The sequence below is a fragment of the Bacillus sp. BC05(2025) genome (assembly GCF_056725905.1).
Window position 1 is genome coordinate 129006 of sequence record NZ_JBWYRA010000009.1, and the last position, 20788, is coordinate 149793.

Annotated in this window: 21 protein-coding genes, 1 pseudogene and 1 riboswitch; of the genes and pseudogenes, 7 read left to right on the forward strand and 15 right to left on the reverse strand. The window is 35.7% G+C overall.

Translation table 11 applies throughout. The features are described from left to right. Positions 1–12: 12 nt before the first annotated feature. Positions 13–795, reverse strand: a complete 783-nt coding sequence (locus tag ACZ76X_RS22970) for a nucleotidyltransferase domain-containing protein (RefSeq protein WP_098668775.1) — start codon at positions 793–795, stop codon at positions 13–15. 120 nt (positions 796–915) lie between these two features. Beyond that, positions 916–2025, reverse strand: coding sequence for a PRK06851 family protein (locus tag ACZ76X_RS22975; RefSeq protein WP_479851774.1), 1110 nt, complete (start codon positions 2023–2025; stop codon positions 916–918). A 149-nt stretch (positions 2026–2174) separates the two neighbouring features. Next, positions 2175–2287, forward strand: a riboswitch (SAM riboswitch). 86 nt (positions 2288–2373) lie between these two features. Here ACZ76X_RS22975 and ACZ76X_RS22980 point away from each other — a divergent pair. Further along, positions 2374–3006, forward strand: a complete 633-nt coding sequence (locus tag ACZ76X_RS22980; protein ID WP_479851775.1) for a cyclase family protein — start codon at positions 2374–2376, stop codon at positions 3004–3006. 27 nt (positions 3007–3033) lie between these two features. Here ACZ76X_RS22980 and ACZ76X_RS22985 read toward each other — a convergent pair whose 3' ends face one another. From ACZ76X_RS22985 to ACZ76X_RS23015, 7 genes and pseudogenes are all read right to left on the reverse strand, one after another. Continuing rightward, on the reverse strand, positions 3034–3414 hold the full coding sequence (locus ACZ76X_RS22985; RefSeq protein ID WP_097844133.1) for a hypothetical protein: 381 nt from the start codon (positions 3412–3414) through the stop codon (positions 3034–3036). 259 nt (positions 3415–3673) lie between these two features. After that, positions 3674–3807: pseudogene (locus ACZ76X_RS22990) on the reverse strand (ATP-binding protein); the annotation flags it as partial. 125 nt (positions 3808–3932) lie between these two features. Then, on the reverse strand, positions 3933–5198 hold the full coding sequence (locus ACZ76X_RS22995; protein WP_479851776.1) for an S-adenosylmethionine decarboxylase related protein: 1266 nt from the start codon (positions 5196–5198) through the stop codon (positions 3933–3935). 237 nt (positions 5199–5435) lie between these two features. Next, on the reverse strand, positions 5436–6104 hold the full coding sequence (locus ACZ76X_RS23000; RefSeq protein ID WP_479851777.1) for an LSm family protein: 669 nt from the start codon (positions 6102–6104) through the stop codon (positions 5436–5438). A gap of 163 nt (positions 6105–6267) precedes the next feature. Next, positions 6268–6717, reverse strand: coding sequence for a spore coat protein (locus ACZ76X_RS23005; RefSeq protein ID WP_097844136.1), 450 nt, complete (start codon positions 6715–6717; stop codon positions 6268–6270). Positions 6718–6740: 23 nt separating this feature from the next. After that, a complete protein-coding gene (locus ACZ76X_RS23010; RefSeq protein WP_479851778.1) occupies positions 6741–7262 on the reverse strand; it encodes a spore coat protein in 522 nt (173 codons plus the stop codon). Positions 7263–7498: 236 nt separating this feature from the next. After that, entirely contained in the window at positions 7499–7738 is a 240-nt protein-coding gene (locus ACZ76X_RS23015) for a helix-turn-helix domain-containing protein (RefSeq protein WP_479851779.1), read from the reverse strand. Positions 7739–7918: 180 nt separating this feature from the next. Between ACZ76X_RS23015 and ACZ76X_RS23020 the strand changes: the two genes are divergently transcribed. Then, positions 7919–8287, forward strand: a complete 369-nt coding sequence (locus ACZ76X_RS23020) for a hypothetical protein (protein WP_479851780.1) — start codon at positions 7919–7921, stop codon at positions 8285–8287. A 194-nt stretch (positions 8288–8481) separates the two neighbouring features. Here ACZ76X_RS23020 and ACZ76X_RS23025 read toward each other — a convergent pair whose 3' ends face one another. Continuing rightward, positions 8482–9531, reverse strand: a complete 1050-nt coding sequence (locus tag ACZ76X_RS23025; protein WP_479851781.1) for an NAD(P)/FAD-dependent oxidoreductase — start codon at positions 9529–9531, stop codon at positions 8482–8484. A 331-nt stretch (positions 9532–9862) separates the two neighbouring features. Between ACZ76X_RS23025 and ACZ76X_RS23030 the strand changes: the two genes are divergently transcribed. The 3 genes from ACZ76X_RS23030 to ACZ76X_RS23040 are packed head-to-tail and all read left to right on the forward strand — an operon-like array spanning position 9863 to position 12876. Beyond that, a complete protein-coding gene (locus ACZ76X_RS23030) occupies positions 9863–10783 on the forward strand; it encodes an iron-hydroxamate ABC transporter substrate-binding protein (protein ID WP_479851782.1) in 921 nt (306 codons plus the stop codon). 48 nt (positions 10784–10831) lie between these two features. After that, complete coding sequence (locus tag ACZ76X_RS23035; RefSeq protein ID WP_479851783.1) at positions 10832–11872, forward strand: FecCD family ABC transporter permease; 1041 nt, start codon at positions 10832–10834, stop codon at positions 11870–11872. Next, the gene (locus tag ACZ76X_RS23040) at positions 11869–12876 is read left to right on the forward strand and encodes a FecCD family ABC transporter permease (protein ID WP_098668767.1); all 1008 of its coding nucleotides are present in this window, start codon (positions 11869–11871) and stop codon (positions 12874–12876) included. The genes ACZ76X_RS23035 and ACZ76X_RS23040 overlap by 4 nt, the downstream gene beginning before the upstream one ends. Positions 12877–13074: 198 nt before the next feature. Here ACZ76X_RS23040 and ACZ76X_RS23045 read toward each other — a convergent pair whose 3' ends face one another. The 3 genes from ACZ76X_RS23045 to mtnK are packed head-to-tail and all read right to left on the reverse strand — an operon-like array spanning position 13075 to position 16056. Next, a complete protein-coding gene (locus ACZ76X_RS23045) occupies positions 13075–13716 on the reverse strand; it encodes an L-fuculose-phosphate aldolase (protein ID WP_098670388.1) in 642 nt (213 codons plus the stop codon). A gap of 54 nt (positions 13717–13770) precedes the next feature. Next, positions 13771–14814: an S-methyl-5-thioribose-1-phosphate isomerase gene (gene mtnA, locus ACZ76X_RS23050; RefSeq protein WP_479851784.1), complete on the reverse strand. Its 1044-nt coding sequence runs from the start codon at positions 14812–14814 to the stop codon at positions 13771–13773. A 12-nt stretch (positions 14815–14826) separates the two neighbouring features. Beyond that, entirely contained in the window at positions 14827–16056 is a 1230-nt protein-coding gene (mtnK, locus tag ACZ76X_RS23055; protein ID WP_479851785.1) for an S-methyl-5-thioribose kinase, read from the reverse strand. A gap of 588 nt (positions 16057–16644) precedes the next feature. Between mtnK and ahpC the strand changes: the two genes are divergently transcribed. Both ahpC and ahpF read left to right on the forward strand, forming a co-directional pair. Further along, positions 16645–17208: an alkyl hydroperoxide reductase subunit C gene (gene ahpC, locus ACZ76X_RS23060; RefSeq protein WP_000924422.1), complete on the forward strand. Its 564-nt coding sequence runs from the start codon at positions 16645–16647 to the stop codon at positions 17206–17208. Between the two features lie 14 nt (positions 17209–17222). Further along, entirely contained in the window at positions 17223–18749 is a 1527-nt protein-coding gene (gene ahpF / locus ACZ76X_RS23065; RefSeq protein WP_000599492.1) for an alkyl hydroperoxide reductase subunit F, read from the forward strand. Between the two features lie 48 nt (positions 18750–18797). On the opposite strand, the gene ACZ76X_RS23070 is transcribed toward ahpF, so the two are convergent. Both ACZ76X_RS23070 and ACZ76X_RS23075 read right to left on the reverse strand, forming a co-directional pair. Further along, positions 18798–19406 carry an SAM-dependent methyltransferase gene (locus ACZ76X_RS23070; RefSeq protein WP_479851786.1) on the reverse strand — a complete coding sequence of 203 codons (609 nt, stop codon included), beginning with the start codon at positions 19404–19406 and terminating at the stop codon, positions 18798–18800. A gap of 149 nt (positions 19407–19555) precedes the next feature. Further along, positions 19556–20671, reverse strand: a complete 1116-nt coding sequence (locus ACZ76X_RS23075) for a M20 peptidase aminoacylase family protein (protein ID WP_479851787.1) — start codon at positions 20669–20671, stop codon at positions 19556–19558. Between the last annotated feature and the right edge of the window lie 117 nt (positions 20672–20788).

Below are 20788 nucleotides of genomic sequence, written 5' to 3' on the forward strand. Positions count from 1 at the left end.
CAGAGCACAATCTTACTTGTGCTCTGTTTTATATACTGCAAACAACATATCTCGAAACAACGTATTTAAACTCTCAATATCAATTCCTGATCCCTTTTCAATTCCTTTTACATATTGCTGATAGTAATGAATTTGCTCTTCTAAAAATTGATTCAACACCTCAATTTTCAATCCAATATCTAGCTCAGTACCTGCCTTTTTCTTTATTAACAATTGTTCAATTTCATCTAATACGCTACGTTCTAATGATAATTCTGTAATCAATCGATCAAATTCTACAGGTGGTAAAGTCTCTTTCTCCTCTAGCCACTTACAAGCTAAAATAGGACGTAATACGTAGAAGTACTTTTTCAACTTTACATTCTCACCTTGCAAAAATTCACGATAATTTTTTGAAGCCATATGTAAGTAATGATATATCGTTGCTTTTGGATCAAAATCCTTTTCACTCATTTGTTGAAGTTGCTCTGGGAAATTAGAGTTTTTCGAATAAAAAATTGGTGATCGAATCCACTCGAGTAAAGCTGGATTTGACTTTGCGAATAGTTGTAATGCCTTTTTAATATCCCATCCGCTTATATCTAAATCATCACTAATCGGATACTCAATTACATCTCGTTTATCATGAATTGATAAATACCACTCTACCGGATGCATATAAACAAATCTAACATCATAATCACTATCTTTTGATGGAAATCCCCAAGCACGACTCCCTGATTCTACTGCAAATAAAATTTTCACATCATTCTCTTTTTCAATTCTGTCTAACTCCAACTTAATTTTTTCTCTCATTTCATACCCTCTCCATTTTTTGATTATTTCCTTGGAAATTCGACAAATATACTACTAAGTTTACTACATACTAAAATAGCTGTCAGAAAATTCCCGACAGCTTGTCAAAACCTCTTATTTTTACTTATTCTTTTCTGTTACACTAACCGCAATTCGTTCAAACTCTTTTTGAATCTCCTCTTTATATGCGTCTACTTTTGAAAAATCCATAGCAGCAATATAAATTCGTTCCAATTTATCACGAACTGATTTTGCCTTTGCTAAGAAAGACATTGCTTCATTCATTTTTGCTTTATATTGAATCGACACATCACGAATCTCTGTCGCATACTTTTCATCTGTCCCTGGTGTCACGATCAAGGCATACATATCTATAATTTCATCACCTTCGCGGCTCGGAAAATACTCATGTGGCGCAGTGCTATCAAAAATTGCAAATCCTAATTCTCTTACGATCACCATATCAAGACTATTTGGATCAAATCCACAATGATATACTTCAACTTCAAATCCTTTTTCTTCTGCTGCCTTAGCTAATTTTTTGAGCATTGTTGATTTTCCAGAGCCAGGACGTCCTTTTATAAAATAACGATGTGATAATCCTTCTGTTAAATTAGGAACAAAATCAACTGCACCTTTCGGTGTAGCTGCTCCTAAAAAGCGATGTTTTACAAGCGATTGTTTCCCAACCTTATCTGTAAATAATTTCTGAATGAGCTGATCTGTTAGTTCATTTGCTTTATCAAAATTAATATTATCAATATATATTTTCTCCCACTCATCATGTATAACCAATGCCTCATTAAAACGAGCGTAAGCAGCTTGAAAAGCTTTGCTTGCTTCTGAAACAAATCGTTCAATTTCCACCTTCTGCTTTCTTAATTTATCTGAATCCCAAGCAACACCTAAATTGATATACTCCTCGACAACTCCTGGCATTTTCGGCTCAATAACATGCGGTGATGTTCCATCAACAATTCCTACTTTTAACTTCGGGATAATGACACCATCAACCGATTTGTTATCAGAAGAACAGTGTAAAAATTCAATATCATATCCCTTTTCAACCCATTCACGACCTATTGCCTTAATTAAAGAAGATTTTCCCGTTCCAGGTCCACCCTTTAAAATAAATAATCTGTTTAGTCCTTTTAAATTCTCTTCGTATAAATTATGAAATCCTCTAGCCGTATTTCCACCAGCATAATAATTCAATACATTCCCTGTCACTGCACTCACTCCTTCGCAGCATTCTATTTACATAAGCTACAATATGCGAGCAACTTTATTTGGGTGAATACCTATTTTATGTTGCACATAAAAAGGAAATGAATTACAATTTTATTATAACGAAAATTCCGAACTTTAAATTAAATATACCTTTATCAAGAGAGGCAGAGGGACCGGCCCTTTGAAGCCCAGCAACCTCAGTTGATACAAACTGAATAGGTGCTAATTCCTGCAAAATGCATTGCATTTTGAAAGATAAAACGTAACTATTGTGTGCAAAACTCATCTTTCTTGACTATGAAAGGTGAGTTTTTTATATTTCAAAACATATACTTGGAGGTATTTAAAGTGAAAGTAATTGACCTATCGCAAACATTTGAAAACAATATGTCTCAATTTCCTGGAACACCAAAAATCAATTTAGAGGCCATTACAAGTGTTGAAGAGACAGGCTATCAAGTTACAGACTTTCATTCTGTCGTTCATGTTGGTACGCATTGTGATGCTCCTGCTCATTTCATTTCAGGCGCAACGACGATTGACCAATTACCTTTAGATCAATTTGTAGGTGAAGCTGTTCTTATCGATGTAACTCATGTACAAGAACGGAAGCTACCTAAAGAAGTATTACAAAACGCTGACATAAGAGAAGATGATATTGTCATTTTCCATTCCAATCTATCTACTAAATGGAATACAGAAGCATATGAGAAAGAAGCTTTTTATCTTTCGGAAGAATTAGCTGAAGAACTCGTTCAATTAAAAGTAAAATCTGTCGGTTTAGATTTCATCTCTCCTGATGAGGTAACGACAGAAACATCGCCAATTCATCACATACTACTTGGAAATAATATTTATTTAATCGAAAACTTAACAAACTTAGATGCCATTCACACGAAACGTTTCTTTTTCTCAGCAGCACCTTTAAAAATTAAAAATAGCGACGGTGCTTTTGCAAGAGCATTCGCTGTAATTTTTTAAACAAACTATACAAAAAAGCAAAGGTCATCATTGACCTTTGCTTCTATTTCTTTTATTTAAACTAAGAAAGAATTGCTCGACACGAGGACGTAACCAAGCTAAATAATCTTTCTCTTTCTTCTTTGTACAAGCTATTTCTTCCCCATCTACCATTCCAACAAGCTCTAGCTCTAACAGTTGCCTCGTAAATGCTAACATATTTATTTCTTCATCCGGATACTCTTCTTTTAATTTCTCCTCAATTTCCCCTAATAAAAAACCGTCACGCATCATTGCCAATGCATCAATCCAAAGTGGCGGCATTTCATATTTTTCTCCTGTAATTGTATCTTTTACAATATAATTCTTTTGCTCTTTTCGAAATTGAATCGTGTGTAAGCATACAGTCGAATTTAATGTTAATTCCATCATACCACCTCTTTCATAATATCTGCATAGAAAAAAGGATGCGCGTGCACCCCTTCTTTTTCTGACACTACCGAACCGTTACATGAATAACAAATCTCATGTCGATATTTTCCTCCATTATAAACGAAGTATTTTATAAAAAAAACCCTTCTTGAAACATTTTATAAAATGTTTATATTTACACAACAAGAACACTTTTCTGAATTTTTTTCTTCTAGCCCATCATACTATCGATCAAAAAATCTTCACCTTCGTTCCTATTCCCATCTACTTGCAATTGAAAATTCACTCTATATTGTGCTGCATAACTTTCCACAAGCTGTACAACATATAACATAATATCGTATCGGCAGGATTTCTTTCTTTTTGCATTTGTGTAAATCCTTTTACAGCTCCTCTTTCCTCATATATCTAACTTTTAAAGTAGTTGTTCATATAAGTATAAAATTGCTTTCAGGGCAATATGTAATCTTATCATACGAAAAGGAAGGAGATCTCCCCTTCCTTTTCATCACAACTTATATCCATCTTACCCGGTCATGCAGCAACCCATCCGCAAAGTCATTTTCACCAACTACAAAATCATTCATATATAATTTCAAATATTCTCCATACTTACTTTCTGTATTTAATAATAATTCCTCTACATAATAAGCACCTTGTTTAAAGTCATCGAACAGCAAACTACACAAGCCAGCATAAATTCCGCATCCTACTTGGAAGTAAGTCGCATTCGTTTTATATTTATGAAAAACTTGACTGCTATTCATTACGTTATACATATATGTCTCGCTATTTTCATAAACGAGTAATACACCGACTAGATCCTCGCCCGCAATCTCTTCTTCGGCTGGATTAAATACTTTACGATTCCAGTTCCATAAATCTTCTACCTTATCTAAATTTTCCCTAATTATATTTGTTGTATACTCATTAATTCGGTAAAGAAACCCAACTTCCATGTTAAAGTTTTTCCCTAAAATTAAAACTTCCTCATGTGGCATTAAACAACCATAGAACTCTTTCTCCCCTAACTTTACTTTATACTCTGAAGCATATACATCTTCATAAAAATAAAGAGGACGATGATGACTCATATACATCGGATAACTCCATATCGCTTCATCTAAAAATCGCTCTACTGCCCATGAAGCATAAAGTGTATGAGGCTTTATAAGTGCTGCATCATGTAAAAATGACGTATCATGTTCTACTATATAACATGCTTTTGGCTTTTCATTTGGACGTTCCTTCATAAGTTCAACAACCATCCATTGAACAACACCTGGGTTCATACCTGAGCCTATAATTGCTTTTGTATTTGTAAATTTCTCTTTTTCCTTCTCAAACCGCGTATATCTTTCCGTAAGCTGAAAGCCAATTAAACTATCGTCCTGATCTACTGCCTCATTTTCCAAAGCTGAATTAATATAGCAAATTCCAAGTTCATTACAACAGCTTAATACTCTAATTGTATCTGCCCCTGAAACATCAATAACAACGCTCGTACCACTTTCTTTTAAATGCTGTTTAAATGTCACTACATCTTGGAGATTTATTTCAGATAAAAACAATTGCTCTTTTAAATTTGGAAACAACTCATCATAATAATTCCTATCTTTTTGTTTTATATCAACCAAATGAAATGTCACATTCTTTATCGTTTCATAAATTGGGTCTTTTTCATTTACTATCGCTTGATTTAAAATTGCTAAAACTGCTTTTGCTGCTCCACCAGCACTACCAAGTAAGGTAATCGATAACGAATTCGGAAACTGCTCCACCAACAAAACCCCTTTAATATATTAGTTAAGCAGTTCTCCCTCAAAAAAATAAATTGAATATACGAAAAGATAGCTCGTACAGATTTTTTGTAATTTTGCACAAGATTATCACCCCATAGATAAAGCTAACATATTTATATTCAGTTCATTTTTTCCCTCATATTCAAATCGAGCTAAACAAATAGGCTCGACCTTTTCTTCTGCATATAAAAGAAAAAGCCAGCCCTTCCAACTCGCTTACGGACAGTGGACAGATTTTACATGTTGAATATTTACATACATTTTCGCATCACGCGCTTTTAATATTTCAATATGCCCCTCATCAATCTTCGCCATCTTTCCGATTTTATTAGATTCCTCACCTAAATCGAACACCATGATTTTTCCAGCCATTTTAATAAGTTGTTCTTCAAACGTTCGAGCTAACGTAATATTTAACGGATTCACGGGGAGTTCATTTTTATTGAGGGCATAAGGCACTTGATTCTCTTTATACGGAATTAACCACTTCAAGTGTTTTAAAGATATATATACAGTTTTATAAACTGGACTATAAAAAACGATATAATCGTTCATTATACTTGTAACATACCCATGTATTGGAGCATTTCCAGCTACATAAATTTCTGTAAAAATCCCTTTAGAAGTACTTAATACTTTCCTCAAAGAAATGGAAGGGGATTCTCTCTTAATTACAGAATCCACATCTGGTTTTGAGATTTCTTCATCATATGGTCGTAAAAACTTATAATATTGTACATGGTATAAAGATATATATACGTAGTCTTGTCCATTGTAAAGAACCACGATATCATTTCCTACGTCTATTAATACACCTTTAAATCTTTTTTCACCGATTAGTTTGACATATATATTTTCTCCAATCCTTTTGTTTAACTCATTCATCTATATCCTCCTTCCTATAAATTTTTTTCTTTCCTATTTTTCATTTCAAAAAATAATCAGGGGCAATGTTCCGTCTGAATAGTAAGGACTTCCTTTTCATACTATCCGAAATAAGAAATCGTTCTTCACCTTCAACCATAATGCCCCTCTTATTTATAAAACATTATTCTTCTTCATTCTTTTTACATTTAACTATTTGGCTCACACTCTTAATATGAGACTTAATTACATAAATAACTTCATCGCAGTTTACTAGTGTAATACATTTAGCATGTACTTCGCTTAATAAACCTTCCACACATTCTGGACCGCCACGATTAATTTTTACCCACTTATACTTCAAGTCTTTTAATATATCTAAAAAAGTATCCTCCTCAGAGCAGAAACATGAACTATAGCAATCGCCACATTTACTTTCTTTCACTTTCTTCACTAGACTCTTCACATGTTTCAAATGATAATATACTAATTCACCATGAGGTAATTGTAACGTTAGATAATCTTTTCCTAACGATACGAGCTCACCCACTCGGCTTTCTGGTCCGCGAAGGTTTACCTTTACAGTCTCACCAACTAAACATTTAATTTGGTCACAGCATAATACGTTTTCCAATTTTACATCCCCCTTTCTTATTATCATCCTCTTCTTGATTGTCTTTGTGCACGAGCGCGCCCTGAATTATTGCTACTACTTTCCTTACTGCTACTATCGTCACTCTCATCGCTCTCTCCGCATGCTAATGCATTATAGTTAACGCTTTTAATATGCTTTATTGCAACTAATATAATTTCTTCTTTTACGATCAATGTCACGAAATCACAAGAAACATCTTGTAAGATGCCTTCTACTTTCTCTGGACCACCGCGATTAATTTTCACCCAGCAATATTTGAAGCTTTGAAGTAGTGCTTCAAAATCTTCTGCACATGCGCAATCTTCCCAATCGCACTCACTTGTTCCACAGTCTTTCGCATTTTTTGTAATACTTTTTAGATGATTAAGTTGATAGTAATACAGTTCACCTTTTTCATTCTGCAATACGAAGTAGTCCGGACATACTGATATTATTGTTCCTTTTTGAGATTCTGGACCACCCCTGTTTACTCTCACAAAAGATCCGATTAAGTCTTTCAAAAAATCCCAATGAAATAAACTCACGAGAAAACCCCTTCCATTAATTTATAAGCTTTTGCACTGATAGTATATGTATCTGTACAGGTTACGTTCTCTATGTTTGTCCTAGCTAGAAAAAAATATGCTTTTAACATGGTAGACTACTACCTATCAAAAACCCGAAAAATCCTAAAACCTCCTTAAATTTTTGATATTTCGAGACAAAAAAATCCCGTATGAAGATACATTTCTGCATATCTTCATACGGGATTTCCCATCGTTTAATCTTCATCTTTAACATCCATATCTTCTGGAATTGGTTCGTTTAATATTTCTTCCACTAATTGCTTATATTTCTTCATTTGTTCTAAATGTGTATTGAATTGTTCTTTATTTAATAAATATTGCTCTCCATCAAATAGCGCACGAACTTTCTTTTGCTGAATTAGCTCTTCAATATACGACTTTGGTAAATTCAAATACTCCGCAGCTTCTTCTACTGTTATATACAACGCGTTCATTCCTTTATCATTTTTTCCTATATACTGTATCTTACTTTATTTTTGTAAACAAATAAAAAAGATTTTGTAAATGCAATTTAAAAAGAAGGTGGATGCATTCCATTTATTGTATAATAATATAGTAAAGATTTTTTTAAATATAGAATGGTATTACCCATTTACACAAAGGAGAGTTAACATATGGCTACTCGTCACATCATTACAATGTTAGAAAAAACATTACAAGCTGAAACAGAAAACACAATTTCTCATTTAACTGCATCTTTATCTGATCGTATTCTTTCTCAAAGCACAGCAATACATGAAAACAATTGTTACCATACAATTAGGGAATGGTACAAAAATCATTTCTTATTCCAACAAGATGATTTCCTTTGGGCTAAATACGCTTTCTATGACGCATATTGTGAAGCTATAAAGGAACAAGGACATCTTACAAAACGCGTCCGTCAAATATTAGAATCATTAGCTCGTATGCATGGCAAACAGTACATTTCTTCTATATTAAATATGCCATTTCCTAATGAAAAAGCTAAAGGGACAGCATGATGTAATACTGTTCTGCGTCAGCAAAACATAGATTCATTGTTTTCTAGGCAAATTTACAAATAAAACGTTCATTTCACATGAACTAATGAAACCGGTGTCATTATAATGATTGAAAATATAGTAAACAGGAAAACCCCCATTTGCCTCTCTTATCATTCGAATAGAGAAGTAAATGGGGGTGTACTTGTTTTTTATTATTTCATCATCTGCTTGATCAATTCACGATTTCTTTTCTTAAATACTTCATTGTGCGAAGAAACCATTCCATACTCGCTTGCATCTGGCTGAATAAATTGTTTCGCTTTATTTACAGCATTTCCAGCATCTTGGAATGCTCCCGCAATTAATTGTAATTTCCCTTCATGCTTTAAAATATCTCCCGCAGCATATAATCCATCTACTGAAGACTCACTATTTGCATTACCAGCAATAAAGTAATTATCTACAATTGCGACATCTAGCTCACTATTTTCCAACAATGTAATGTCACGTTCATATCCATGATTAATAATAACTTCATCGATAGCTAACTGAGAAACCTCACCTGTTTCATGATTTGTTAATTCTACATATTCAATCGTTTCATGGTTATCACCAGCAATTAATGTTGTAATCGATGTATTAAAGAAACATTCTGCCGAACTGTTCATAAGTTGTTTTACTTGCGCCTCATGACCCGATAATTCTTCTTTTCTATATGTTAAATAAACTTTTTTCGCAATTGGTTCTAACTCATTTGCCCAATCAATTGCAGAGTTACCTCCGCCTGAAATAATGACCGCTTTATCTTTGAAACGTTTTAACGATTTAACTGTATAATTTAAATTTGATACTTCAAATCGCTCCGCACCTTCTATTGATAACTTTTGTGGATTTAATATACCACTTCCTGTTGCAACGATCACTGTTTTCGAAAAATGTTCTTCTCCAGTGCTTGTTTTTAACGTAAAAATACCATCTTTATTACGAATAATGGATTCTATCTTTGTATTCAATACAACTTCCGGCTGAAATGTTAACCCTTGTTGTACAAGTTGCTCAATTAACTTTTCACCAGTAACCGGTAATAATCCGCCAATATCCCAAATCATTTTCTCCGGATAAACATGTATTTTTCCACCTAACTGTGGTTGAAATTCTATTATTTTTGTTTTCATCTCTCTGAGTCCACTATAAAAAGCTGAATAAAGCCCTGCAGGTCCCCCGCCTATCACGGTTACATCAAATAATTCTTCTCTATTCATTAACCTTCACTCCTCAGCTACTAATCATTGATTATCATTCTCAATAAAATATAACCTGTTTCCGCAAAATTTACAATTAAAATTACTATTGACAATACACCTATATAAAATTATATTATTTAAAGAATCAATAGTGATAATCATTATCAACTTGTTAATAATTAGCAAATTTGAGATTACATCTTCTTTCATTACTATGGTTAATACTATATTGTAAAATCTCATATTCAAGATTTTTAATAAGCATTTTGCATTAACACTACTCTTTCAAAAAGATTGCAGTTAAACAACTTATTGTATACACATATCATCTATTTAAAGGAGACAGACGATGAAAAAGTTATTTATTTCACTAACAGTTCTTTTCGTTTTTGTTATGAGTGCTTGTAGCAATGGCTCTACGGACAAAAAGAACGATGCAAAAGGTAGCAAATCAGAAACAATTACATACCAATCTGAAGATGGTAAAAAAGTAGAGGTTCCTGCAAATCCAAAACGCGTCGTTGTTTTATCATCATTCGCTGGTAACGTAATGTCATTAGGAGTAAATCTTGTTGGGGTAGATTCATGGTCTAAACAAAACCCACGTTTTGATAGCAAACTTAAAAATGTTGCTGAAGTATCAGATGAAAATGTTGAAAAAATCGCTGAACTAAATCCAGATTTAATCATTGGTTTATCAAATATTAAAAATGTTGATAAGTTAAAGAAAATCGCTCCTACTGTAACATACACTTACGGCAAAGTTGATTACTTAACACAGCATTTAGAAATCGGTAAGTTATTAAACAAAGAAAAAGAAGCAAAAACTTGGGTTGATGACTTCAAGAAACGTGCACAAGATGCTGGTAAAGACATTAAAGCAAAAATTGGTGAAGATGCAACAGTTTCTGTTGTAGAAAACTTCAACAAGCAGCTTTATGTCTACGGCGAGAACTGGGGCCGTGGAACAGAAATTCTGTACCAAGAAATGAAATTAAAAATGCCTGAAAAAGTAAAAGAAAAAGCATTAAAAGAAGGTTACTACGCATTATCTACTGAGGTATTACCTGAGTTTGCTGGTGATTACTTAATCGTAAGTAAAAACAAAGATACTGATAACTCGTTCCAAGAGACAGAATCATATAAAAACATCCCAGCAGTAAAAAATAATCGCGTATACGAAGCAAACATGATGGAATTCTATTTCAATGATCCACTTACATTAGACTTCCAACTAGACTTCTTCAAGAAAAGCTTTCTTGGTAAATAATACAAACATGAGGAATTCTTAAATTAAGAATTCCTCTTCCTTTATTCTATGAACAGAAAAGATGTGAAACGAATGACAAAAGATCACGACAATCCACGTTCTATAGCTTTTACATACAAGCTTATTTTAAGCATAATTGCATTCTTTCTTATTTTTATGGTGGCAATGGTATTAGGGGCTGCAGATACTTCAATAAAAGATGTATGGTTAGCACTCACTTCTTCCGCTAAAGGGGACAAGCTATCTATTATTCGCGAAATTCGTTTACCACGTGAAGTAGCTGCTATTTTTGTAGGAGCTGGACTTGCTGTTTCTGGAGCAATTATGCAAGGATTAACACGAAATCCACTTGCGGATCCTGGATTATTAGGATTATCTGGTGGAGCAAATGCTGCACTTGCGTTAACGCTGGCCTTCAACCCTTCCATCAGCTATCTTTACTTAACATTTGCTTGCTTTATCGGTGCTGCAATTGGTGCAGTTATGGTATTTGGCATTGGTATGGTGAAAAAAGGCGGACTTTCTCCTCTTCGAATTGTATTAGCAGGGGCTGCCGTTTCCGCATTTCTACTCGCAATTTCAGAAGGCGTCGGCATTTATTTTAAAATTTCACAAGAGGTATCACTTTGGACTGCTGGGGGCGTAATTGGAACAACTTGGGGTCAATTAAAAATTATTATTCCAATCATTTCAATCAGCATCTTTATCGCTATCTTACTAGCAAAAAAATTAACGGTTCTTAGTTTCAGTGAAGAAGTGGCTATTGGACTAGGTCAAAAAATTATTGTTATTAAAACCATTCTATTTATCATTATTATCTTACTTGCAGGTGCGTCTGTAGCGCTTGTTGGAAATATGGCATTTATCGGTTTAATGGTACCTCACATGGTACGCCCAATTGTCGGTCCAGATTACCGATTTGTTATACCGATGTCAGCAATTGCTGGGGCCTCCTTTATGCTACTTGCAGATACAATCGGACGTACTATTAACGCTCCATATGAAACACCAGTTGCTGCTATTGTCGCAATTGTAGGGTTACCATTCTTCCTATTCATTGTACGTAAAGGAGGAAAAACATTCTCATGATGCAATCTATTCTAAGAAAACAACGTCTTATTATACTCGCTTTACTTTTACTAACCATCACAACCATTGTAGTTGGAATGGGACTCGGTTCAGCATCTTTATCTTATGATCGACTACTCCCGACATTAATGGGACAAGGGACTTTTAAAGAGGAGTTCGTTTTATACTCTTTACGGCTACCTAGACTTGTCATTACATTATTAGCTGGTATGGCTCTCGCTTTATCAGGGGCTATTCTGCAAGGAATTACCCGAAATGATTTAGCTGAACCTGGTATTCTCGGAATCAACTCTGGGGCCGGTGTTGCTGTTGCTATTTTCTTTTTATACTTTCCAATAGATGTAGGTTCATTTCTTTACTTACTACCTGTCGTTGGATTTATCGGAGCATTTCTGACAGCTGTTCTAATTTACGTATTTTCATACAGTAAATCAACTGGACTTCAACCAATCCGACTAACATTAACTGGTATTGGTTTTTCATTTGCACTATCTGGAATGATGATTGTTCTTATTTCATCGGCTGATCGTATGAAGGTGGACTTTATCGCCAAATGGATTGCCGGAAACATTTGGGGAGATGACTGGGTCTTCGTTTTAGCAATGCTCCCGTGGTTAATCGTATTTATTCCGTTCGTTTTCTATAAAGCAAATCGATTAAACATTCTAGCATTAAACGAGCCAGTCGCAATCGGCGTTGGAATTGAAATTGAAAAAGAGCGTAGATACTTATTAGTTGCAGCCGTTGCGCTTGCTGCTGCAGCAGTTTCCGTAACAGGGGGAATTAGCTTTATCGGACTAATGGCTCCTCATATCGCGAAATCTTTAGTAGGTCCGAGACATCAAATATTCATGCCTATCGCCGTTTTAATCGGTGGATGGCTCTTGTTACTAGCAGACACAATCGGAAGAAACATCGTTGAACCTAATGGCATCCCAGCAGGTATTGTCGTTGCTTTAATTGGTGCTCCTTACTTTATGTATCTGTTGCTTAAGAAGGCGTAAGAAACACCCTCAAGAGTGAAATCTTGAGGGTGTTTTTATCCCGCTTTAATGGGCAGTAAGACCCCCGCCTCAAAATGCAGCGAAAGCAAAGAATTTAGGTGGGGGGCGGGCTGCCCATTAAAGTCCGATTGGTGAGGGCTAACAATCAGTGGGGGATGAAGAAAACCCCCACTGATTAAAGTTTCACTTTATCTCATTCTACTGCTGCCCATATCCTTCAAACTTCTTCGCCAAATTCTCCATCTCATCTTCTGGCAATAACTTCGGTTCTCCGATGCTTTTCGTTTGATAATAAATTTGCGCACAAAACTCAATTTCTTCCGCAACTGTAAATGCCATTTTGATGTTATTTGCACCCGCAATTAAACCGTGGTTCGCAAGTAATACTGCACGGCGATCGATCATGCCTTCAAAAGCAGCCTCTGCTAATTGCTTCGTACCAAATGTTTCATACGGTGCACAGCGTACATTCGGGCCCGCGAAAGCAATTAAATACGATACAGCAGGAAGTTCCCATCCTAATGATGCAATCGTCTTCGCATACGGAGAATGTGTATGCACAAGCGCATTTATATCTTCACGATTTCTATAATAAATAAGATGCATATCTAGCTCACTTGATGGTTTTCTCTCTCCCTCTACCACTTCACCATCTAAGTTTAATATAACAACATCTTCCGGCTTCGTTTCATAATAATCTAAACCACTTGGACTCATTGCAACAAGACCTTGCTCACGATTGAAAATACTAATATTACCGCCTGTCCCCTTTGTTAAACCACTAGAAATCATTTTCTTTCCATACGCTACAATTTCTTCTCTTTCTTTCTGTAATAACATATACATCCCCCTAAGTATGAAGCTTATGATGACTGACTTTTTCATTCTATCTACTTATTGAAATAGCTTTTTTAAGTTCTCCGTAAACGGTGCTTTTACAATCCCTTTTTCCGTAATAATTGCTGTTACATTTTCATGTGGCGTGACATCAAATGCTGGATTATATACTTTACTTTCTTTCGGAGCAGAATATTGTCCGAAACGATTAATTACTTCAGAAGCATCTCTTTCCTCAATCGGAATTTCTTTTCCTGTCGGTGTTTTCAAATCAATTGTCGGTGTTGGTGCCGCTACATAAAACGGAATGTTGTAGTATTTCGCTAAAATAGATACACCTAATGTCCCAATTTTATTTGCTACATCACCGTTTGCTGCCACACGATCGCACCCAACAATCACCGCATCAATTTTCCCTTGTGACATGACCATAGCTGCCATGTTATCCGTAATGACAGTAACATCAATTCCCGCTCGCTGTAGTTCTAATGCTGTTAACGTTGAACCTTGTAACCTAGGACGAGTTTCATCTGAATAGATTTTCAAGTCCCATCCTTTTTCTTTCGCTAAGTACATTGGAGCTGTTGCAGTACCATACTTAGTCGTCGCTAACGCACCAGCATTACAATGTGTTAAGACTCCCATTCCATCATGGAATAATGTTAATGCATGTTCTCCAATTTGACGGTTAATTTCTTCATCTTCTCTATGAATCTCTTTTGCCTCTTCTAGTAATCTATCTTTCAACTGAGCAATTGATAAATGTGAGTTCTCTGCCGCGACTGCCTCCATTCTTTCAAGTGCCCAGAATAAATTTACTGCTGTCGGCCTTGATGTTGCCAAATATGCACATACCTTTTTGACTTCCTCTATAAAGTCTTCCATCGTATTTTGAATAACTTCCTTTGTTCCTAAATACACACCATACGCTGCCGAAACACCAATTGCTGGAGCTCCTCTTACTTTCATTACTTGAATGGCATCCCAAACGCTTTCAGCTGTCTTGAAAGATTCATAGACAACCTCATTCGGTAATAATGTTTGATCTAATAAAATTAAAGAATCATCTTTCCACTGAATGGGTATTAATTGCTCTTCCATCATCTTCTCCCCTTACTTCGCGTAGTTCATCGACTGTTCTTTTAACGTTTCTACAAAGCTTGTGCCTGTTTTATATTGATTCGCCTGTAAAATAAATTTCTTCGCTACTTGAAGACAAACGCGCTCTGCTCTAGCACGTGCTTCCTCATTCTCGATGCAAGTAATATCCTTTACTTTTGCTAGCCCAACAATACGACGAATTAACTCAAGCCCCGTCACTGCAGCTGTATCCTCTAATACAGATTGTAAATATACTTCGTTAAAGCCTTCTTCTTTCGCCATAATCTCGGTCACATGAATATCCCAAGCTTCTAAAAACTTCTTCTTAAACAAATCAATTACCTCTACCATTGTCGATTGTAGCCAACTCATATACGTATCCTTCTCAGCACCGGGCGACATGGTTGCATCTGCATTCACCCAAGCGAACATTAAATTCGCCATTACATTCCCAACGTCATATCCCATCGGTCCATAAAAGGCAAACTCAGGATCAATAACCTTTGTGGAATCATTTTTCACAAAAACAGAACCAGTATGCAGATCACCATGAATAAGTGCCTGTGCATTCGTCATAAAATAAAACTTAAGTTTTGCTGCCTCCATACGAAGCTCTTTATCACTATAAATATGCTCTCTAATCCATCCTTCATTTAGCGGAAACAGCTCATTACGCTTATTATGATTTGTAAATGGCTCAGCGTATACGAGGTCCTCTGTAATCTCACATAATTCAGCATTTATATAATTCTTCACAAATTCCTTCTTCTCTTTATGATTCATTACAACATCCGATGTTAATAAAAGTGTATTTACCAAAAAGGTCGTTAAATCATCCGCAAGCTTCGGAAACATTTGATGATTTATAAGTGCTGTACGTAATATTGTGTGGTCCGATAAATCTTCCATTACGCAACAATTCATCACACTATCAAACAAATACACCTTTGGAACGAGCCCAGGTGCTAACTCCTCCTCTAACTGCAAAACATCTGATTCTATACGAATACGATTCGTCGACAACTTAAACTCATCTGAAATCCTTGCTGTATCCCCAGCTTGCTTTACAATGACAGAAATATTCTTCCGTTCATCCCAAACGCGGAATACATAATTTAAATTACCATCACCTATTTCTTTACACTGTAACCCCTTTGCATCCTCAAACTTAGATAATTTCTCTTTCACATATACAATCACATCATTAGCTTCCATTAAAAAATACTTTGTGAACTTAGACATGGTTTCCCCTCCATACCAATTGTAAGCGTTTTCTAAAAGCTATAAAAAATAATAGGTTGAATTTTTTTCATCCTATAATGTATGTTCTTCTTTTTAAAATGTATATCTAGGTTTTATTATATCTTGTTAGCCCCTCGAGTCAATGCTTCTATATCAACCCAAATATACTTCCTAATTATATTTGAGATGACAAAAATTGTTCAAAAAGATTTTAATTCATTTTATTTTATTTATCACACAATTCTTTGTAAAATAGAAATAAGCAATCCCTTTTCAAATCCACAACTTCTAAGAATTATTCCCTTCCTATCTATTTATACTTACAACATGTCTCTAACATACGCACTACACTTTTACATAATCATTGAAAATCTATTACATGAAAACTACCTTTTCATTCTCTAACAACCTTAATTGAGAATAAATATTAATTAAATTGATATAAAGTTGGTTTATTCTCTTGACAAAATAACCACTTCTATATGATAATTAATATCGAATTAGAATTATTATAGTTAATTAAAAAATATATTTTATGAGCACACTATTTTTTGATGCTCAAAACCAACATTTAGGAGGAATTTTAATATGTTATTAATCGGCACAGAAGTAAAACCGTTTAAAGCTAATGCTTACCATAATGGAGAATTTATCCAAGTTACTGACGAAAGTTTAAAAGGAAAATGGAGTGTAGTTTGTTTCTACCCAGCTGACTTCACATTCGTTTGCCCAACTGAACTTGAAGACTTACAAAACCAATATGCAACTCTTAAAGAGTTAGGCGTTGAAGTATACTCTGTATCTACAGATACTCACTTCACTCACAAAGCATGGCATGATAGCTCAGAAACTATCGGCAAAATCGAATACATTATGATTGGTGATCCAACTCGCACAATCACTACAAACTTCAACGTTTTAATGGAAGAAGAAGGTCTTGCTGCTCGTGGTACATTCATCATCGATCCAGACGGTGTTATCCAATCTATGGAAATCAATGCTGACGGTATCGGCCGTGACGCAAGCATTCTTGTTAACAAAATTAAAGCAGCTCAATACGTACGTAACAACCCAGGTGAAGTTTGCCCAGCTAAATGGCAAGAGGGTTCTGCAACACTTAAACCAAGCCTTGACCTTGTAGGCAAAATCTAAGGAGTTCGATCAAAATGATACTAGATGCAGATATAAAAACACAACTTTCCCAATACCTTCAGTTAATGGAGAACGATATTTTACTTAAAGTAAGCGCAGGAGACGACGACGTATCTAAAGATATGTTAGCTCTAGTAGACGAATTAGCTACTATGTCATCTAAGATTACAGTAGAAAAAGTTGAATTAGAGAGAACACCAAGCTTTAGCGTAAATCGCCCTGGTGAAGACACTGGTGTTGTATTCGCTGGTATTCCATTAGGACACGAATTTACATCATTAGTACTAGCTTTACTACAAGTAAGTGGACGCGCTCCAAAAGTTGAACAAAAATTAATCGATCAAATTAAAAACATTCAAGGCGAATATCATTTTGAATCTTATATCAGCCTAAGTTGTCATAACTGTCCTGATGTTGTACAAGCTCTTAACGTAATGAGCGTTCTAAACTCTGGTATTACACATACTATGATTGATGGCGCTGCATTCAAAGAGGAAGTAGAAAGCAAAGATATCATGGCAGTACCAACAGTATTCCTAAACGGCGAATCTTTCGGAAGCGGTCGTATGACACTTGAAGAAATTTTAGCTAAAATGGGTAACGGTCCAGATGCATCAGAGCTTTCTGATAAAGATCCATACGATGTTCTTGTTGTTGGTGGCGGCCCTGCTGGTGCAAGTGCAGCAATTTATGCAGCACGTAAAGGCATCCGCACTGGTATCGTTGCTGAGCGCTTCGGTGGTCAAGTAATGGATACTATGGGCATTGAGAACTTCATCAGCGTAAAACGCACTGAAGGTCCTAAGCTAGTAGCAAGTCTTGAAGAGCACGTTAAAGAATACGACATCGATGTAATGAATCTACAACGTGCGAAACGTTTAGAGAAAAAAGAACTTATTGAAGTGGAACTTGAAAACGGCGCTATTCTAAAAAGTAAGAGCGTAATCGTTTCTACAGGTGCTCGCTGGCGTAACGTTGGCGTACCAGGTGAAGCTGAGTTCAAAAATAAAGGTGTAGCATACTGCCCACACTGTGACGGTCCATTATTCACTGGAAAAGACGTAGCAGTTATCGGTGGAGGTAACTCTGGTATTGAGGCAGCTATCGACTTAGCAGGTATTGTTAAGCACGTAACTGTTCTTGAATTCATGCCAGAATTAAAAGCTGATGCTGTATTACAAGAGCGTCTTAACAGCTTACCAAACGTAACTGTTCTGAAAAACGTTCAAACGAAAGAAATCACTGGTACTGACAAAGTAAACGGTATTTCTTACATCGATCGTGAAACTGAAGAAGTTCATCACGTTGAATTACAAGGTGTATTCGTACAAATCGGTCTTGTTCCAAACACAGACTGGTTAGGCGAAACAGTTGAACGCGTTCGCGGTGAAATCGTAACAGACAAGCACGGCGCTACAAACGTACCAGGAGTGTTTGCTGCAGGTGACTGTACAAATAACCCGTACAAACAAATCATCATCTCTATGGGTTCAGGTGCAAACGCAGCTTTAGGTGCATTTGATTACTTAATCCGTAACTAATTATATAGACGTGAGTAAAGAAAAGCAGGTGCCGTGGCACCTGCTTTTTTATAATCTTAATGTATAAACTAAAAACCGCTCATTCCCATTCTTCTCATAAACCCCAGGCAACCTTACTTCCCTTTTCAGCTCAAACGCAGTCTGATTCTCCAAGAAGAAAATATAATCTTCAGAAGGATAGTATAAAATGATATCCACTTCTCTCTCCGCCTCTTCTACCGAAAGCAAAATGTTATTTACTACATTCATAAACACTTGTACAGAAAATGGATTGAAGAAATAAAACCGGTTATCACGTAGATCAATTTCATATTCCTGCGCTAAACAGCATTCAAATTGAATTTTCCCTTTACTGTTTCTTACCTTTCGTGCATAACGATCAAGATTATCCAACGCGTCTTTATAAAACTCTTCATTCATTTCAATTCCAACCGCTGAAGCGCCACACTTATGATGCATGTAAAAGTTTAATCGTCCTTTTCCACATCCAAAGTCTACAACCCGATCGCTACTTCTTATTTCATATTGATTCAATAGCTCATCTAATCCGCTATATGGCGTCGGTTCATAACGGTGATAATGCATAGATTTATTAAAGCCCTTTTGCTCGCCGACAGTTTTTATATGTAATACAGCATCGTAATATTGTTCGTTCATTCGTCTTCTCCTATTAGAAAATGGTACTTATTATTATACACCATGTACCGGAGAGGGATTTTTCATTGCATTAATTGGTGCGTGAAATTATATCGACGATTTTTTTAATATATCGACTTACCGACAATTCACGAAAAAACAGGAGCTCTCTAGCCCCTGTCCTCTAATACCTTTAATACAGTTTGTTTCAATATTTCTACTCCATCCATAATACAACTATGATCGAACTTCATATACGGATGGTGTAATCCAGGTTGTAAGTTTGCCCCAAGTCCGAGCATGACAGCTTTTAAATGTGGTCTCTTCACTGTGTAGTAATGAAAATCATCGCTTCCTGTCGTATACAGCGTTCCAGTGCACCCCTCTTCCCCGTATACTTCAAGAATACCTTTTCGCATAAAGCGCTCAGCTTCTTCTGACACTTCAGCTCCTGGTGCAAGGTCAATCCATTTGTATGAAGTTTCCGACCCCATCGATGCGGCCGATTCTATTACATGTTCTATTTTTTTCTTCAATTCTTCTAATAATGTATTACTCTCCGCTCTGACATCTAAGCTAAAATGGCCATTTCCCGGAATAATATTTAAATTATCTCCACCAGCTTGGCATCTCGTCATCTTCACTGAATAGGAACTTTGCGGTGGTAGCCATATATTTTTCAAACCAATGTTAATCATAGAAATGACATCGATTGCATTTATCCCTTGATGTGGGCGTGCTCCATGTGCATCATCTCCATGAATTGTTCCTTCTAAAAATCCTGCCGCTCCGTGACGAATAGATGGGGCAGCTTGTTTCAAAGGCAGTTCTTCAATCGGTCTTAAATGAACACCAAATAAGAAGTCCGCATCATCCACAGCACCCTTCTCTACCATCTTTAAAGAGCCATTTCCTTTCTCTTCTGCCGGCTGAAAAATAAATCTAACCGTTCCGCTATCCCATCTCATATTTTTCAATTGTAAAATAAGCCCCATCACAATTGTCATATGTGCATCGTGACCACATGAATGGTTCGCTTTAAATTCTCCATCTACTTCTTGCCATAATGCATCCATATCGGCACGAATCGCAATAACTGGGGTTCCGCTTCCGATTTCTGCGATCACGCCTGGACAATCATCAAATATTTTATATGAAATTCCTTCTTCTTTTAAAAAGTTAGTAATATACGCTGTTGTTTCATACTCTTTCCAACTCACTTCAGGGTTTTCATGTAAATGCTGAAAAATTTCAGTTAAACGCTCTTGTAATTCTAATGTTTTCAAAGCTACATTCTCCTTCCCAAATTCCAAAACCATTCAGGTTAATTATACTTATGAAAAACAGATGTTTTTATGAACATATTGAATTTTAAGAAAAAAGTCAATTGTTTATTTTTAAAT

Bases quoted from the DNA above. Each gene is read 5' to 3' on its own strand.
- ACZ76X_RS22970 (WP_098668775.1), bottom strand. From the start codon at position 795: ATGAGAGAAAAAATTAAGTTGGAGTTAGACAGAATTGAAAAAGAGAAT.
- ACZ76X_RS22985 (WP_097844133.1), bottom strand. From the start codon at position 3,414: ATGGAATTAACATTAAATTCGACTGTATGCTTACACACGATTCAATTT.
- ACZ76X_RS23000 (WP_479851777.1), bottom strand. From the start codon at position 6,104: ATGAATGAGTTAAACAAAAGGATTGGAGAAAATATATATGTCAAACTA.
- ACZ76X_RS23015 (WP_479851779.1), bottom strand. From the start codon at position 7,738: ATGAACGCGTTGTATATAACAGTAGAAGAAGCTGCGGAGTATTTGAAT.
- ACZ76X_RS23020 (WP_479851780.1), top strand. From the start codon at position 7,919: ATGGCTACTCGTCACATCATTACAATGTTAGAAAAAACATTACAAGCT.
- ACZ76X_RS23025 (WP_479851781.1), bottom strand. From the start codon at position 9,531: ATGAATAGAGAAGAATTATTTGATGTAACCGTGATAGGCGGGGGACCT.
- ACZ76X_RS23030 (WP_479851782.1), top strand. From the start codon at position 9,863: ATGAAAAAGTTATTTATTTCACTAACAGTTCTTTTCGTTTTTGTTATG.
- ACZ76X_RS23035 (WP_479851783.1), top strand. From the start codon at position 10,832: ATGAACAGAAAAGATGTGAAACGAATGACAAAAGATCACGACAATCCA.
- ACZ76X_RS23040 (WP_098668767.1), top strand. From the start codon at position 11,869: ATGATGCAATCTATTCTAAGAAAACAACGTCTTATTATACTCGCTTTA.
- ACZ76X_RS23045 (WP_098670388.1), bottom strand. From the start codon at position 13,716: ATGTTATTACAGAAAGAAAGAGAAGAAATTGTAGCGTATGGAAAGAAA.
- mtnA (WP_479851784.1), bottom strand. From the start codon at position 14,814: ATGGAAGAGCAATTAATACCCATTCAGTGGAAAGATGATTCTTTAATT.
- mtnK (WP_479851785.1), bottom strand. From the start codon at position 16,056: ATGTCTAAGTTCACAAAGTATTTTTTAATGGAAGCTAATGATGTGATT.
- ahpC (WP_000924422.1), top strand. From the start codon at position 16,645: ATGTTATTAATCGGCACAGAAGTAAAACCGTTTAAAGCTAATGCTTAC.
- ahpF (WP_000599492.1), top strand. From the start codon at position 17,223: ATGATACTAGATGCAGATATAAAAACACAACTTTCCCAATACCTTCAG.
- ACZ76X_RS23070 (WP_479851786.1), bottom strand. From the start codon at position 19,406: ATGAACGAACAATATTACGATGCTGTATTACATATAAAAACTGTCGGC.